The sequence below is a fragment of the Paenibacillus nasutitermitis genome (assembly GCF_014641075.1).
GTDB lineage: Bacteria > Bacillota > Bacilli > Paenibacillales > Paenibacillaceae > Paenibacillus_Z > Paenibacillus_Z nasutitermitis.
Genome location: NZ_BMHP01000006.1, coordinates 17448 through 32505 on the forward strand (window position 1 = coordinate 17448; position 15058 = coordinate 32505).

At 53.0% G+C, this 15058-nt stretch carries 10 protein-coding genes; 3 read left to right on the forward strand and 7 right to left on the reverse strand.

Annotation, left to right across the window (positions count from 1 at the left end):
• Positions 1–170: 170 nt before the first annotated feature.
• Together uvrA and uvrB are read right to left on the reverse strand one after the other, a co-directional pair.
• Complete coding sequence (gene uvrA / locus IEY46_RS28725) at positions 171–3056, reverse strand: excinuclease ABC subunit UvrA (RefSeq protein ID WP_188997642.1); 2886 nt, start codon at positions 3054–3056, stop codon at positions 171–173.
• 83 nt (positions 3057–3139) lie between these two features.
• Entirely contained in the window at positions 3140–5140 is a 2001-nt protein-coding gene (gene uvrB, locus IEY46_RS28730) for an excinuclease ABC subunit UvrB (RefSeq protein WP_188997644.1), read from the reverse strand.
• A 289-nt stretch (positions 5141–5429) separates the two neighbouring features.
• Between uvrB and IEY46_RS28735 the strand changes: the two genes are divergently transcribed.
• Positions 5430–6224, forward strand: a complete 795-nt coding sequence (locus IEY46_RS28735) for a flagellar motor protein (protein WP_188997646.1) — start codon at positions 5430–5432, stop codon at positions 6222–6224.
• A complete protein-coding gene (locus IEY46_RS28740) occupies positions 6208–6993 on the forward strand; it encodes an OmpA/MotB family protein (protein ID WP_188997647.1) in 786 nt (261 codons plus the stop codon). The genes IEY46_RS28735 and IEY46_RS28740 overlap by 17 nt, the downstream gene beginning before the upstream one ends.
• Before the next feature lie 91 nt (positions 6994–7084).
• Here IEY46_RS28740 and IEY46_RS28745 read toward each other — a convergent pair whose 3' ends face one another.
• The 5 genes from IEY46_RS28745 to ftsE form a co-directional block, all read right to left on the reverse strand.
• Positions 7085–8368, reverse strand: coding sequence for a PDZ domain-containing protein (locus tag IEY46_RS28745; RefSeq protein ID WP_229750634.1), 1284 nt, complete (start codon positions 8366–8368; stop codon positions 7085–7087).
• Positions 8369–8575: 207 nt separating this feature from the next.
• Positions 8576–10045: a S41 family peptidase gene (locus IEY46_RS28750; protein ID WP_188997651.1), complete on the reverse strand. Its 1470-nt coding sequence runs from the start codon at positions 10043–10045 to the stop codon at positions 8576–8578.
• 161 nt (positions 10046–10206) lie between these two features.
• Positions 10207–11379: a murein hydrolase activator EnvC family protein gene (locus IEY46_RS28755; protein ID WP_188998030.1), complete on the reverse strand. Its 1173-nt coding sequence runs from the start codon at positions 11377–11379 to the stop codon at positions 10207–10209.
• Positions 11380–11391: 12 nt separating this feature from the next.
• Complete coding sequence (gene ftsX, locus IEY46_RS28760) at positions 11392–12309, reverse strand: permease-like cell division protein FtsX (protein WP_188997652.1); 918 nt, start codon at positions 12307–12309, stop codon at positions 11392–11394.
• Positions 12299–12985 carry a cell division ATP-binding protein FtsE gene (gene ftsE / locus IEY46_RS28765; protein ID WP_188997654.1) on the reverse strand — a complete coding sequence of 229 codons (687 nt, stop codon included), beginning with the start codon at positions 12983–12985 and terminating at the stop codon, positions 12299–12301. The genes ftsX and ftsE overlap by 11 nt, the downstream gene beginning before the upstream one ends.
• Before the next feature lie 294 nt (positions 12986–13279).
• On the opposite strand from ftsE, the gene IEY46_RS28770 reads away from it, so the two are divergent.
• Positions 13280–14812, forward strand: coding sequence for a VanW family protein (locus IEY46_RS28770; RefSeq protein WP_229750610.1), 1533 nt, complete (start codon positions 13280–13282; stop codon positions 14810–14812).
• Positions 14813–15058: the final 246 nt, after the last annotated feature.

Consider the following 15058-nt stretch of genomic DNA (forward strand, 5'->3'; position numbering starts at 1 on the left):
AAAATCATAAAAAAGCACGGAATCACACTCCGTTCTTTTCCTTCCCAGTATGATACTGAAGGCTATCATTTTATACAAAGAAAGCCGTATGTACAGGAAAAGCCCCAAACGATTCAATTCGTTCGGAGCGTTCCCCCTCTTGCAGCGCGGCGACTCTGGAAATCGATCGTTTAATCCGCCTTGCCAGCCGCTACACTGCCTTCCGATCTCTGCTGTTCAACCGTCCGCTTGCGGTCCCGTTCGAGAATCGGCTTCAGGTAATGGCCGGTATACGAGCCTTTAACCTTGACGACGGCTTCCGGCGAGCCGGTTGCTACGATCGTGCCGCCCCCGCTGCCTCCCTCAGGCCCCAGGTCAACCAGATAATCCGCTGTCTTGATCACATCAAGATTATGTTCGATGACCAACACGGATTCGCCCGAATCCACCAGCCGGTGCAGAACGATCAGAAGCCGGTCGATATCATCCACATGAAGTCCTGTCGTCGGCTCATCCAGAATATACAGGGTCTTGCCCGTACTCCGGCGGTAAAGCTCCGCTGCCAGCTTCACGCGCTGCGCTTCGCCTCCCGACAATGTGGTTGCCGGTTGGCCCAGATCCATATAACCCAAGCCGACATCCAGCAGCGTCTGAAGCTTGCGGTGGATTTTCGGGATATTCTTGAAAAACTCGCAAGCACCCTCGATGGTTAGCTTGAGCACTTCCGCAATGCTTTTTCCTTTGTATTTCACTTCCAGTGTTTCCCGGTTATATCGTTTCCCTTTGCAAATCTCGCAGGGCACGTAAACATCCGGCAGAAAATGCATCTCGATTTTGATAATTCCATCCCCGCGGCAGGCCTCGCAGCGTCCGCCCTTGACGTTGAAGCTGAAACGCCCCTTCTTGTAACCACGCACCTTCGACTCCGTTGTCGATGCGTAAACATCGCGGATATCATCGAACACGCCGGTATACGTCGCAGGGTTGGATCTTGGCGTACGGCCGATCGGAGACTGGTCGATATCGATGACTTTCTCAAGATGCTCCAGGCCCAGGATTTCTTTATGCTGGCCGGGTCTGGTCTTAGCCTTGTTCAGATCCCGCGCCAGCGTTTTATAGAGGATTTCATTGATCAGCGTTGATTTGCCCGAACCGGATACCCCCGTGACTGCCGCAAAGACACCAAGAGGGATTTTGACAGTCACCCCTCTGAGATTGTTCTCTTTAGCCCCGCGGATTTCCAGCCACTTGTCGTTGGTTTCACGCCTGGACAAAGGAACGGGAATGAACTTGCGCCCGCTGAGGTATGCACCGGTCAAGGATTTCTCATCTTCCATCACTTCCTGAGGCGTCCCCATGGAGACCACCTCGCCGCCGTGAATGCCCGCTCCAGGGCCGATATCGATAATGTAATCCGAGGCCAGCATTGTATCCTCGTCATGCTCGACGACAATCAGCGTGTTGCCAAGGTTGCGCATATGCTCCAGCGTTTTGATCAGCTTGTCGTTATCCCGCTGATGCAGGCCGATACTGGGCTCATCCAGAATGTAAAGCACGCCCATCAGGCTTGAGCCAATCTGCGTTGCCAGCCGGATCCGCTGGGCTTCTCCGCCTGACAAGGAACCCGCCGCTCGGCTGAGTGTCAGATACTCAAGACCGACATTGACCAGAAAACCAAGCCGGCTGTTGATCTCTCTAAGGATCAAATGGGCAATGGTTCTGTCCTTCTCATTGAGATTGAGCGAGTCGAAGAAACGCTGCGCTTCCCCAATCGACAATGAGGTCACATAGGCAATATTCTCCTTGTCGATGGTTACCGCCAGGCTCTCTTTGCGCAGCCGCTTCCCTTTGCAGCTGCCGCACGGCTTGGCGCTCATATACTGCTCAATATGCTCGCGGATTCCGTCGGAACCGGTCTCCCTGTAACGGCGCTCCAGATTATTGACAATCCCTTCAAAAGGAACAAAGGCTTCCTTGGAATGTCCGAAATCATTCTGGTAACGGAAACGGACCTTCTCCCCGCCCGTTCCGTATAACAGCTTCTTCATCTGCTCCGCCGTCAGATCGCTTACGGGAATATCCCGCTTGATTCCGTAATGGTGACAAACCGAATCCAGGAATTGCGGATAGTAATTGGAGGTGCTCCCCGCCCATGCCTCGAACGCACCGTCGGCAATGGATTTCTTCAAATTCGGTACCAGCAGATCCGGATCCACGATCATCCGGGCGCCAAGTCCGTCGCATTCCGGGCAGGCGCCGTAAGGGCTGTTGAAAGAGAACATCCGGGGCGCCAATTCCTCAATGCTGAAGCCGCACACCGGACAGGCCAGGTTGGAGCTGAACAACAGCTCCTCCTTCTCCATCACATCCACCAGCACTTGACCGTCCGAGAGCTTGAGAGCTGTCTCCAGCGAGTCGGCCAGACGGGTCTGGATGTCTTCCTTCACCACAATCCGGTCCACGACCACCTCAATGCTGTGTTTCTTGTTCTTCTCCAGCTCGATTTTGTCGCTGAGCTCGCGAAGCTCGCCATTGACGCGAACCCTTACGAAGCCCTGCTTCTGGATATCAGCGAGCAGTTTGGCGTGCTCCCCTTTGCGGCCGGAAATAAGCGGAGCAAGAATCTGCAGTCTTGTCCGCTCCGGATATTCCATGATCCGGTCCACCATCTGCTCCACTGTTTGCGAAGTGATCTCGATCCCGTGCTCCGGGCAGTGGGGCTTGCCCACACGAGCGTATAAAAGACGTAAATAATCATATATCTCCGTGACGGTTCCCACCGTGGAACGGGGGTTGCGGCTTGTTGTTTTCTGATCGATGGATATCGCCGGGGATAATCCTTCGATGGAATCCACATCAGGCTTTTCCATTTGGCCGAGGAACTGACGCGCATAGGCGGACAAGGATTCAACATAGCGGCGCTGGCCCTCTGCGTAAATGGTATCAAACGCAAGCGACGACTTTCCCGATCCGCTCAGTCCCGTCAGAACGACAAACTTGTCGCGGGGAATGGTAATATCGATATTTTTTAAGTTGTGGGCTCTCGCCCCTTTAATGACTATCGAATCGCTGGCCACTTTATTGCTCCTTCCAAAATAAGCCGGGAACGGCTGAATGAATATCGTGCTAGATTCTCAAATAGTGCCCGCACAGGCGGCGCTTAACCCGCTTCCGCCTTGAGCTCCAGCAGCGCGTCACGAAGCTCGGCCGCCCGTTCGAACTGGAGACTTTTCGCCGCATCCTTCATCTCGGCTTCCAGGCGCTGGATAAGCGATTGGCGGTCTTTCTTGGACATCTTGCCTGCGCCGATTCCCGTCAGATAATCGCTCTTCTGTTCGGCAACCTTCGTCGCTTCAATGACATCGCGAATTTTCTTCTGTATGGTCTGCGGAGTGACGCCATGCTTCTCGTTATAAGCAATCTGAATGGCCCGCCGGCGCTCTGTCTCACGGATGGCAAGCTCCATGGAGTTAGTTACCTTGTCGCCATACAAGATGACTCGCCCATCCGAGTTGCGCGCCGCGCGGCCAATCGTCTGGATCAGGGAACGCTCCGAGCGCAGGAATCCTTCCTTGTCGGCGTCCAGAATTGCAACAAGCGAAACTTCCGGCAAATCCAGCCCTTCGCGGAGCAGGTTAATGCCCACCAGCACGTGGAAGGTTCCCATCCGCAGATCGCGAAGGATAGCCATTCTCTCCAGGGTCTTGATATCGGAATGCAGATAACGCACCTTGATGCCAACCTCTTTCAGATAATCGGTCAAATCCTCCGACATCTTCTTCGTCAGGGTTGTCACAAGCACGCGCTCATCCTTGGCGATCCGGTCACGGATTTCGGCCAGCAGGTCGTCGATCTGACCTTTGGTGGGCCTGACCTCTATAATCGGATCCAGCAGGCCGGTCGGTCTAATGATCTGCTGCACCATCTCCGGACAAAGCTCCAGTTCATAGGGGCCGGGAGTCGCCGATACATAGATCGTCTGCTTGTTTTTCTCTTCAAATTCTTCGAACCGCAGCGGCCGGTTGTCCATCGCGGAAGGCAGTCGGAAGCCGTGATTGACCAGAACCTCTTTACGGGCCCTGTCTCCGTTGTACATCGCGCGGATCTGAGGCAGAGTCACATGCGATTCATCAATAACAATAAGCATATCTTCCGGGAAGTAATCCATCAAGGTGTAGGGGGTGGCGCCTCGCTCGCGGAAGGTCAGTGGACCCGAGTAATTCTCGATGCCTGAGCAGAAACCCATCTCCTGCATCATTTCCAGGTCATAGCGGGTGCGCTGCTCCAGCCGCTGGGCTTCCAGCAGCTTGTTCTGCTCGCGGAGCTCCGCGAGCCGCTCTTCCAGCTCGGCTTCGATATGGGTGAGGGCGATTTTCATCTTGTCTTCATGGGTGACGAAGTGAGAGGCCGGGAATATAGCGACATGATCGCGTTCACCGATAATTTCACCTGTCAGCACATCAATCTCGGTAATCCGCTCGATCTCATCGCCGAACAGTTCGACCCGCAGCGCCCTCTCATTATTGGCGACCGGGAATATCTCTACAATGTCGCCCCGCACGCGAAAGGTCCCGCGCACAAAATTAATATCGTTGCGCTGATACTGAATATCTACGAGCTTATGCAAAATCTGATCCCGTGACTTCTCCATGCCTTTGCGCAGACTGAGGACCAGACTGCCGTATTCAGTCGGGGAACCCAGACCGTAGATGCACGAGACGCTGGCCACCACAATAACGTCACGCCGCTCAAACAGCGAGCTCGTCGCAGAGTGGCGGAGCTTGTCGATCTCGTCATTGATGCTGGAATCCTTCTCGATATAGGTGTCAGAGGACGGGATATAAGCTTCGGGCTGGAAATAATCATAGTAGCTGACGAAATAAGAAACTGCGTTATTAGGAAAAAACTCCTGAAACTCACTGCACAGCTGGGCAGCCAGCGTCTTGTTGTGCGCGATAACCAGGGTCGGCCGGTTAAGCTGCGCAATCGTATTGGCGATGGTATAGGTTTTCCCTGTACCCGTAGCGCCAAGCAGCGTCTGATGCTTCTTGCCTTCCTTAATGCCTTCCAAAAGCTCCCGGATCGCTTCAGGCTGGTCGCCCTGCGGCGTGTAGTCCGATTGCAAATCAAACAGCTTTTGTCCCTTCTTGTTCTCAACCATTTCCTCATACACCCCAATTCTATGTTTTCTATGATAAAAGACCTATTAAAAGGTATGCCCATATCTCCCGATAAAATAGACAGAAATGGTTATTGTGTCATAATTTCCATTTTATGAATAAACACGCGGCGGCTCCTGACCGCTGCGGGGAAAATCATAAGAATATGTGTTCCCATTTATTATAACGATTTCGGGTGTCCGATGCAATCGGTTGATCTTGACAAAAACATCCGAAGATTATGGGATACATACGGCTGCCTACCTTAGAGATGGAGTGTGAATCAGTTAAATGGATTTAGCAACAGTTATTGGACTCATTGCGGGAATATGCGCGTTGTTCTTCGGTTTCATCTGGGAAGGCGGACATGCCGCCAGCCTCTTCGAGAAAACAGCCCTCCTGATTGTTTTTGGCGGAACGTTTGCCGCAACCGCGGTCAGCTTTCCCCTCTCCAAGCTGAAACGGATTCCGGACGCGCTCCGGCATGCGTTCCGCAAAGCCGATATTGAACCTCTGGCGATGATTGACCGGATTGTCGACATGGCTACTGTTGCGCGCCGCGAAGGTGTGCTGGCCCTGGAGAATGAGGCCAATGCGCTTGAGGAGCCTTTTCTGAAAAACGGCCTTCTGATGGTCGTCGACGGTACGGACCCCGAGCTGACCAGACAGATTCTGGAGCTGGAGATGGACGCGGTTGAACGCGAGCGCGAGCAGCAGGCCAAAATCTTCGAAACAGCCGGTGGCTTTGCTCCGACGATGGGAATTATCGGTACGGTTATGGGTCTCATCCATGTGCTCAGCAACTTGGCGGATCCCGGTTCGCTGGGGCCTTCCATCGCCGTAGCCTTCACCGCAACCTTGTACGGCGTAGCTAGCGCTAATCTGATATATTTACCGCTTGCTTCGAAAATCAAAACCAACGCCCAGGAGCGGATCCAGCTTCTGGAGCTTATGCTCGAAGGTATTCTCGCGCTTCAGGCGGGCGAAAATCCGCAGCTCATCCGCAAGAAACTGAATTCCTTTATGCTGCTTGAGCCGGGAGAACAGCGGACGAAGAAGGTGGATGCCAATGCGGCGCAGGAGTAGGAACAGGAAAAAAAGCCAGGCTCCCGAAAATCACGAAAGATGGCTGATCACGTATGCGGATTTGATCACGCTGCTGATGATTTTCTTCGTCATTTTGTATTCCATGAGCCGGATTGATGTGCAGAAGTATGAAATTCTCTCCCAGTCCCTCCAGCTTGAATTCCTCAAATCCGATACGGTGCTGGAGATGGGCTCAGGGATCACGGGAGGTCTCCAGACGGCCCAGCAGCCCAAACCGGCAGCGACCCCCCAGAAGGTAAAGGAACCCGATGAAGGGAAGCTCAAAGAGCAGCAAAAGCAAATGATGGAACAGGAGCTTCAGGAGCTGCTGAAGATTGTGCAAACCTACATCACACAAAATCATCTGGAAACCAAGGTATATGTTGCCGATACGCCGGAAGGCATCAACATCCGTCTCTCTGATCAGTTTCTGTTCGATCTTGGCAAAGCGGACCTCAAGCAGAATGCGATTCCCGTGCTCGGCAAGCTGGCCAGTTTATTCGAGAAGCTGGACAACATTATCAGCATCGAAGGGCACACGGATAATTTGCAGATCCAGACAGGTGGCGCTTTTCAGGATAATTGGGGGCTCTCGGCAGGAAGGTCGCTGTCCGTACTGCGTTATTTTGTGGATATTGCCGACATCGATCCAAAGAAATTCAAGATCGCCGGCTATGCGGACACTCGTCCCATCGTGCCGAATACAAGCAACGAGAATCGGCAGAAAAACCGCCGCGTGGAAATCACCGTACTCCGTAACCTGGGTTAGCGCTGCAGAACTAATGCCCGTATGCAGCAAAATCCCCACATTCGTTCCAAAACGGACGAATGTGGGGATTTCATTTGACGGCGGCAGCGAGCTACATGGAGGAGGAGCTTTCGCGCTGACGCGCGGCCCGTTTACCGCTGATTAAATCAAACAGCGAAGCGGGCCCCGGCGCCGCATATTGATCGGCCCTGTCGTCGGGGGCCAGCACGACGCCGAGCTGATGATGCTCCCCGGCAAAGCGGGCACGCTGGACAAATTTGACATGTCCTTCGCGGTTGAGCACCTCCAGTTTGCAGAAAGCCGAATTAATATGCAACGCGGCATATAACTCGCTTTTTGTGCGCACGCGAACGCCATTGACCTTCTGCAGCACCTCGCCGGCTTCAATGCCCAGCGCCTGTGCAGGCGTTCCCGGTATTACGGCAAGCACCTTCAGACCAAGTTCGTCATGGACGTAGAACGGGCTCTTAGCCGCCTCCCGTACCCTGCCGGAGATAATCAACGCCTCATGCAGCAGCAGAGCGCACAACGAAGCTACAAGCGTCAGAGGCGACCAGAATGCTGCGCCTGCTGCCAACGCTGTCAATATAAGTCCGTAAGCAAGCAGCCCTTTTGAGGTGCTGCGGGCTTTCGCTTCCGGGAGCATGGAGCGCGTCAGCTCCGTAAATCCGATCACCATCGGAAATCCGATCATTGCAAAACCCCCACCCCATAGCGAAGCATCGCCAAGGAGCATCTGCCAGGGAAGGGTTATATCCCCTGCCCCTCCCGATGCCGCAGGAACAAGCATCAGCATGGGAACAGGCCAATATCCCTGCAAGGTATACGCGCCGACGATTTTCCCGCGCTTGCCTTCCACAAACAACGGGCTAGCGAATTTAGCGCCCTGCTTGCGGACAAGCAGCGCCTCGGCGATATGCATAAGCGCCACAAGCAGCAATAAACCCGCGATATCCAGGCCTGCCAAGGAAACAGCCGCGCTTCCGATCCAGTCGCTGCGCTGCTCCAGCTGAGTCCAGCCTATGGACCACTGAAGCACGCCCAGAAGCCCTGCGCTGTAGGCAAAACATAAATATCGGATGCGGATAACCGCAAGCACAATGGCAGTCCCCCACATCCACAAAACAGCCTCACCCGACAAGGAAATGCCCAGAAAAAGACCGATGCATGAAAAAAGCACGCCGACGATAAGGCCTGCCACAACCGTTCGGCCCAACTGTCCAGGCCACCCATGAAGACGCACATGGAAAAGCTTGCGCTCCAGACGGGTTTGCCGCATATATTGAAGCATAATCAGCAGCACGCAGAGATAATAGAAAGGGGACAACAGCAGCTGAACCGCAGCAGAACCAGCCTGCCGCAGGATTTCCATCATAACCTCCAAAGCTTCACTCCTTTTATCGGGACCGGAAAAAAGCGGATTTCAGCGCTCTCCGGCTTGGATGGTATCTTTCTTTTTCGGTTTCCCGGCGGGCGACCGAAAACTTTATGCGCAAAAAAAAGAAGGCTGGGCTGCTAAAGAACATTCGCAGCTTCAACCTTCTACAATTTCGACACGCCTCCGGAAAAATCCTCCCTGCGTTTATTCCCCCATGCCCAGTTTTTCTTTGAGAACCCCAACTGCCTTCAGCAGCTGGATGTCATTATCATCTTCCTGTATATGCTCAATGAGCTTGACTTCCAGCTTCTCTGCCGTTGTTTTATCGACTTCGCCCGTCACAGGCAATCCCGCCTGCTTCTGAAAGGCCTTGACGCTTTTCTCCGTCACTGCACTGAAATAGCCGTCCTTGCGGTCCGTTTCATAGCCCAGTCCAGAAAGCATAATTTGCAGGCTTTTGATATCCTCGTCAATGGCGTCGCGCACGAGCGTCTTGGTTTTGGATAAGCGGGCAACCGTATAATAATCCGGCGGAAGCACCTCCACATCCGGCTTCAGTCCTTTCTCATGCACCCAGTTGCCAAGCGGGGTGAGCCATTTGGCGATCGTCATTTTGACCAGTCCGCCGCCCTCAAGCACTTTATCGTAGCTTACCTGAACGGTTCCTTTGCCGAATGTCGTCTGGCCGACCAGCACCGCGTTTCCTTCTTCCTTCAACGCTCCGGCCAGCACCTCGGAGGCGCTCGCGCTGCCTTTGTTCATCAGCACAGACACGGGATAGGACTTTCCGCCGCCCTTCGATAACGTCTGCTCACGCTTGCCATTGCGGTCCTCTATCTGCACGACAGGCTTGCCCTTGGACACGAATGATTGGGCAACGGAGACGACGACGGGAAGCACGCCGCCCGGATTATCACGGACATCAATTACAAGCCCCTTCATCCCCTGCTTCTCCAGCCGCTCCAGCTCCTCGCTGAACCGTTCGCCCGTATTCAGGGAGAATTGACGGATTTCAATGATGCCGATTCCATCGCTGCGCAGATTCGCAAAGACCGTCTCATAATCAATATCGTCCCGAATAATCGTTAAGTGGATGGGCTTCGCTGCTCCTGCGCGCTGAATGCCGAGCTTTACCTTGGACCCTTTGGGGCCGCGTATCTTGGCTACCGCATCGCTGAGGGAAAGCCCTTCCAGCGAATCTTCATTAACGGTCAGAAGCACATCGCCAGCCAGTACGCCGGCGCGCTGGGCGGGCGAGCCCTTGATCGCCGATTCCACCGTAATTCGGCCGTCTTTAATCGTCACGCTGGCGCCGACTCCCGTGAAGGACCCTTCAATGGATTCGGAAAAATGCTCCGCCGTATCCTTCTCCATATAGACGGAATAAGGATCGTCCAGCGCCTGCATCATGCCATTGATGGCACCATCCACTACCTTGGTCCGGTCAATATCCCGGAAGTACTTGTTTCTTATGAGCCCCATAACCGTATTCAGCTTGTTGAGCTCCTTCTCGCTGAGGCCTTCTTGCTCCGACGATCTCGAAGAGGCTGGCCCCGCCGCCACACCTCCGCTTTCAAGTGCAATCCATCGGTCGGCAAGCGTCAACGTAACAAGCACGGACGCTACCATCGTCAGCAATATAAATGCCGCTACCGTACGACCTTTGAAATGCATATTTCCTCACCTCGTTAAAAGTTTGCATTCACGCAACTATCCTTTACGGACAATTCCATGTATCCGATTGCAACCTTCCTAGTATATGACAAGCCGCACCCGATTATTTGCATAATGGGTACGGCATTATAAAAGCAGATTGATTTTCTGCAGGTATGCAGTTATTTCAAGTAAGAAGCCGGATTCACGGGCACTTCTTTCTTGCGCACTTCGAAATGAAGATGGTTGCCGGTAGAATCGCCGGTGCTTCCTACTTCCGCAATCTTCTGGCCGCGTTTAACCGTCTCGCCCTTCTTGACTTTAATACCGCCATTGCGGATGTGGCCATATACCGTCCATAGGCCTCCCCCATGATCAATAATGACACAATTGCCGTAGCCGCTCCACCACTGCGCAACCAGGACGACCCCGGATTCCGCCGCATAAATCGGTGTTCCACTGCTTACCGCCATATCCATTCCGGCATGAAGCCGCTTCGTGCCATAGATGGGGTGAGTGCGGTAACCGAACGGCGAAGACAAGCGGTACGCATCGCGCAGCGGCATGCCAAGCTTGCCCCCGGTATAGTAGGTTTTCAGCGATTTCTTCTTCTTCTCAAGCTCGGACACTTTCTTGGCTAGTTCGATTAGCAGCGCTTCCTGTTCGGCGCTTATTTCCTCGGATTCCTCCGCCTGGTCCTTATATTTGAGAATCATGACTTCTTTCTGGCTTTCTTTATTCTTCAGCAAATCATGGTAGCTGTCCAGCTTCGCGTACATCACTTTAACATCTGCCAGCGACTTCTCGATTTCCAGCTTCTGCATGGCAATCAGCTCTTTATCTTTCTTGTGGCCATCCAGAATTTCCTGGTCCTGACCCAGAATCGACTTCAGAGAATCGAAACGGTCGATAAAATCGCTGAAATCCGTCGAACTCATCAGCACATCCAGATAGGAGACAACGCCATCCGTATACATAAGCCGGATACGGGATTGCAGCAGCTTGTCCCGGGACTTGATCCGCTCCTCCGTCTCTTGAAGCTCTTCTCCCGCCTTCATCAGCTTCTCTTCCGCGGCATCAATCTGGGACTGAACGCCGTTCATCTGGTTACCCACATTATTAATTTGAGCTATAATTTCATTGACTGTTTTGGCTGTTTCATCTTTCATTGCCAGCGCAAATGCTTTGTCATGATCCGCTTTTTTGCGGTTCTGGGAGGCCGCATTCATTTCCCGGCGCACCCTTTCCAGCTCTTTATTGATTTTATCCACCTGCGATGCAGCTTCCCCGCCGAAGGGTTGAAAGATGTATACTGCGAATACGACTGCGGCTAGGAGGGCAAGTCCCTTTTTCACGTCTACCTTCACCTACACTTTCAAGTATCTTCTTACCGATAACGTACTTCCCCAAATTCCGATCAGGGTACCCAAGCCCAGGAGCAGCCCGGCAACCAGATAACCGGCCTCCTTGAGCGTGATCAGCTTGATCATCATCAGGCCCAGCTCAACCTCGGACACCTGCACGAGCCGGGAATAACCGAGCAGCAGAATGGCGATCGTAATCCCCGAGCCGATCAGGCCGATCAAAGTGCCTTCAATAAAAAACGGCCAGCGGATAAAATTGTTAGTGGCCCCGACAAGTTTCATTATCCCGATCTCGCGCCTGCGCGCCAGGATGGTCATCTTAATGGTATTGGAGATCAGAAACATCGCAGTGACTGCAAGGCCTACAACAATAACAAGGCCGATATTGCGGACGGCATTCGTGATTCTGAACAAGGTTTCAACGGTGCCTTTCCCGTAATTCACGCCGGTAAGGGGGTTCGATTCACCGGACATGCCGATGGCTTCGATTTTTTTGGCGGCAAAGGCGATGGTCTGGGGCTCAAACACATCGACTGTAAATTTATCGGGAAGCGGATTATTGTCCTTATCGTAACCTTCAAGCAGCTCCGAACCATCCTTCCCGAGATTTTTGCGCATCAGCTCGAGTCCCTTTTCCTTGGGAACGAACTCCACCTTGCTGACTTCAGGAATATTGCCAATAGCCGTCTTGAGCTCATCAATCTTGGCCTGGTCCGTGTTCAGCTGGAGGTAAACCTGAATTTGCACCTGGCTTTCGAATTGATCCGCCAGATTATTCACATTCAACGCGAGCAGCAGAAAAACACCGAGGATAAACAGCGAAATAACGATGGAGCTAATAGAGGCGAAGGTCATCCATCCGTTGCGGATCACGTTCTTCAAGCCTTCACGGATATGCCGGAGAAAAGTGCTAAATTTCATAGCCGTATTCTCCTCTCGCCTGATCGCGGGCAATGATGCCGTTCTCGATGGCAATCACCCGTTTGCGAAGCGTATTCACGATTTCCTTGTTATGCGTAGCCATCACAATTGTGGTGCCGCGGAAATTAATTTCCTCCAGCAGATTCATAATGCCCCAGGAGGTTTCGGGATCAAGGTTGCCGGTCGGTTCATCCGCTACGATGACCGCGGGATTGTTGACGATGGCCCGGGCGATGGCCACCCGCTGCTGTTCGCCGCCGGACAGCTGCTGCGGCAGGCTGTTCTGCTTGTTCTTGAGTCCGACGAGCTCCAGCACCTCGGCTGTTCTTTTCCTGATTACACGTCTGGGGGCTTCGATAACTTCCATTGCAAAAGCGATATTCTCGTAGGCCGACAGATTGGGCAGCAGCCTGAAATCTTGAAAGATAACGCCAATGTTCCTGCGGACGAAAGGGATTTTACGAGGTTTCAATTTGCCGATGTTAAAGCCATTGACCGAGATCTGTCCCTTCGTGGGAATTTCCTCGCGGTAAATCAGCTTCATAAAGGTTGATTTTCCCGCCCCGGAAGGACCTACCAGGTAAACAAATTCATTGCGGTCTATGAGAACAGAAACGCCACGCAGCGCATGCGTACCATCTGCGTACGTCTTCCAAATGTCTTGCAATTCAATCACATTATCACATCCTGTAGATATTCAGCTTATATGATTTCGACACGTTTGCTTTAATTCCTCTATGATTGTCCTGTTTTTCTGCATTTTTCCTATTTTTCATGATTCATTAACCTGCGGCTTTCGACCAAATTTGAAAACGATTTCGACATTCTCAAGGAATATCATCCCTTTTTTCCGCAGCCGTATAGCAGCCTTGAGCCCGCCTGAGTGGCATCCTTCGCAAAGAGAAAGGAAAGAAGCGCCCGGGCCCTGCATATACATGAAAGAATTGCGGATCTGGGGTGATTGTGGAATATGAAGAAACTGCATTTGACCTTGATAATTGCGGCTGCCCTTGTGCTCGCAGGCTCAGCCGGTTGGGGCTTCTTATGGATGTACGCTTCCAGGGATAGCGTCCCGGAAGGCGTAACCCTGATCGCCCACGATCCGGAGACAACCAAGGCATCCGATGGGAAGCTCATCCTCAGGAATACGGCAGACCTCCATCTGGGCGGCTTATCTATTGAAGAAGCGCTGCTCGAGCTGGACAGCAGGAAGGACGATGTGCTGAAGCTGCCCCTTCGCATTCAGGCCAACGAATCGGAAATGCAGCAGCGCGTCTGGACGTTAGAGGAATTGGGTGTCGTCGTTTACCTGGAAGAGGCCAAGCAGGCCATTCAACAGCTGCGCCTGGGCAGCGTGTGGGAGAGGACCCGATACCGGTGGCATTTCCCCAAAGAACTGACAGGTCAGCTGCGCTGGGACAAGGACATTTTTATGAGCAAGATCCGCGGGCAGTGGGGCTGGCTGGACGCCAATGAGCCGGCTGATGCCGAGCGGATGATCACTGACGATGATAAAGTGGTGTATACGCCCCATTCCAATGCCTACCGGCTGGACACCGGAAAGTTGTTTGGCCAGTCTATGCAAGCGGTCGAGGAGCTCCTTAACAGGCAATGGGCAGACGGTCTGAAGAATTCCGGGGACCAGGACCCAAAGAATAACGAGGAGGTGTCCAGGACTGCGATTACCTTGCCGCTAGCGCTTCGTGAGATTTCCGCGAACGTGACGCTTGCTCGTCTGCAGAGTGAAGGCATCGAACGGAAAATCATGTCCTTTACGACAGATTTCAGTTCAAGCAGCGCCGGCCGTGCGTACAATGTGACGATGACCGCCAAGACACTGAACAACTGGGACCTTGCCCCCGGCGAGATTTTCGATTACAACAAAGTCATCGCTTTGACCCGGGAGCACTATGGCTACCGGGAAGCGCCTGTTATTCTGAACGGCGAGCTTGTGCCGGGCATTGGCGGCGGCATCTGCCAGGTATCCAGCACCTTGTACAATGCCGCGCTGCTGGCCGGTCTGGATATGGTGGAGCGCCGCAATCACTCTCTTCCGGTATCTTATCTGCCCAAAGGCCAGGATGCCACCTTCGCTGAAGGGGCCATTAATTTCCGCTTTAAGAATACAACGGGCAAACATGTGATCATCCGGACTGTCGTAAGCGGGGGCAAGCTGACAATTAAGCTGTTCGGCACAATGCCAGGCAATATCAACTACACGATTGATTCCAAAACCGTGAAGGTCATCGACCCGCCCGTCAAGGAAATCACCTCCAAAACCGTCCCATCCGGCGGACGGCTTCTGCTTTCTTCCGGCAAGTCCGGCTATATTGTCGAGACGTACCGTACAAAGACGAAGGACGGCAAAACCGTATCGCGCGAGCGTGTTTCCCGCGATACGTACCGTGCTCAGCCCACTGTATATGGCGTTGCAGAAGGCAATCCAAACGACGGGGAGATCGGCAAAGGCAAACAGCTGCTGGAGGATGGGGTTGCGGAATAAGGAAGTATCCGCTTAGCGTTTGTGTGCGGCAATAAAACGGCCTTCCGGTCTCTATCACATAGAAGTCCGGAAGGCCGTTTCATTATTTTTTCTTCTTGCGTATAGCTTATTACACGAAGTCTGCAAGGAATAGGGAAGCTTTTCGTCGAATAGGAAAATCATGCGATTCCGTCATGAGAACAATAAGATCCTAACGGGCATTTGAACCATAGACGCATATTGCTTATGTTTCTCACCTCATCACGT

What these genes read in the sequence shown, in the direction of transcription:
- uvrB (WP_188997644.1), bottom strand. Translation starts at nt 5,140, where the DNA reads ATGGTTGAGAACAAGAAGGGACAAAAGCTGTTTGATTTGCAATCGGAC.
- IEY46_RS28735 (WP_188997646.1), top strand. Translation starts at nt 5,430, where the DNA reads ATGGATTTAGCAACAGTTATTGGACTCATTGCGGGAATATGCGCGTTG.
- IEY46_RS28740 (WP_188997647.1), top strand. Translation starts at nt 6,208, where the DNA reads ATGCGGCGCAGGAGTAGGAACAGGAAAAAAAGCCAGGCTCCCGAAAAT.
- IEY46_RS28745 (WP_229750634.1), bottom strand. Translation starts at nt 8,368, where the DNA reads ATGATGGAAATCCTGCGGCAGGCTGGTTCTGCTGCGGTTCAGCTGCTG.
- IEY46_RS28750 (WP_188997651.1), bottom strand. Translation starts at nt 10,045, where the DNA reads ATGCATTTCAAAGGTCGTACGGTAGCGGCATTTATATTGCTGACGATG.
- ftsX (WP_188997652.1), bottom strand. Translation starts at nt 12,309, where the DNA reads ATGAAATTTAGCACTTTTCTCCGGCATATCCGTGAAGGCTTGAAGAAC.
- IEY46_RS28770 (WP_229750610.1), top strand. Translation starts at nt 13,280, where the DNA reads ATGAAGAAACTGCATTTGACCTTGATAATTGCGGCTGCCCTTGTGCTC.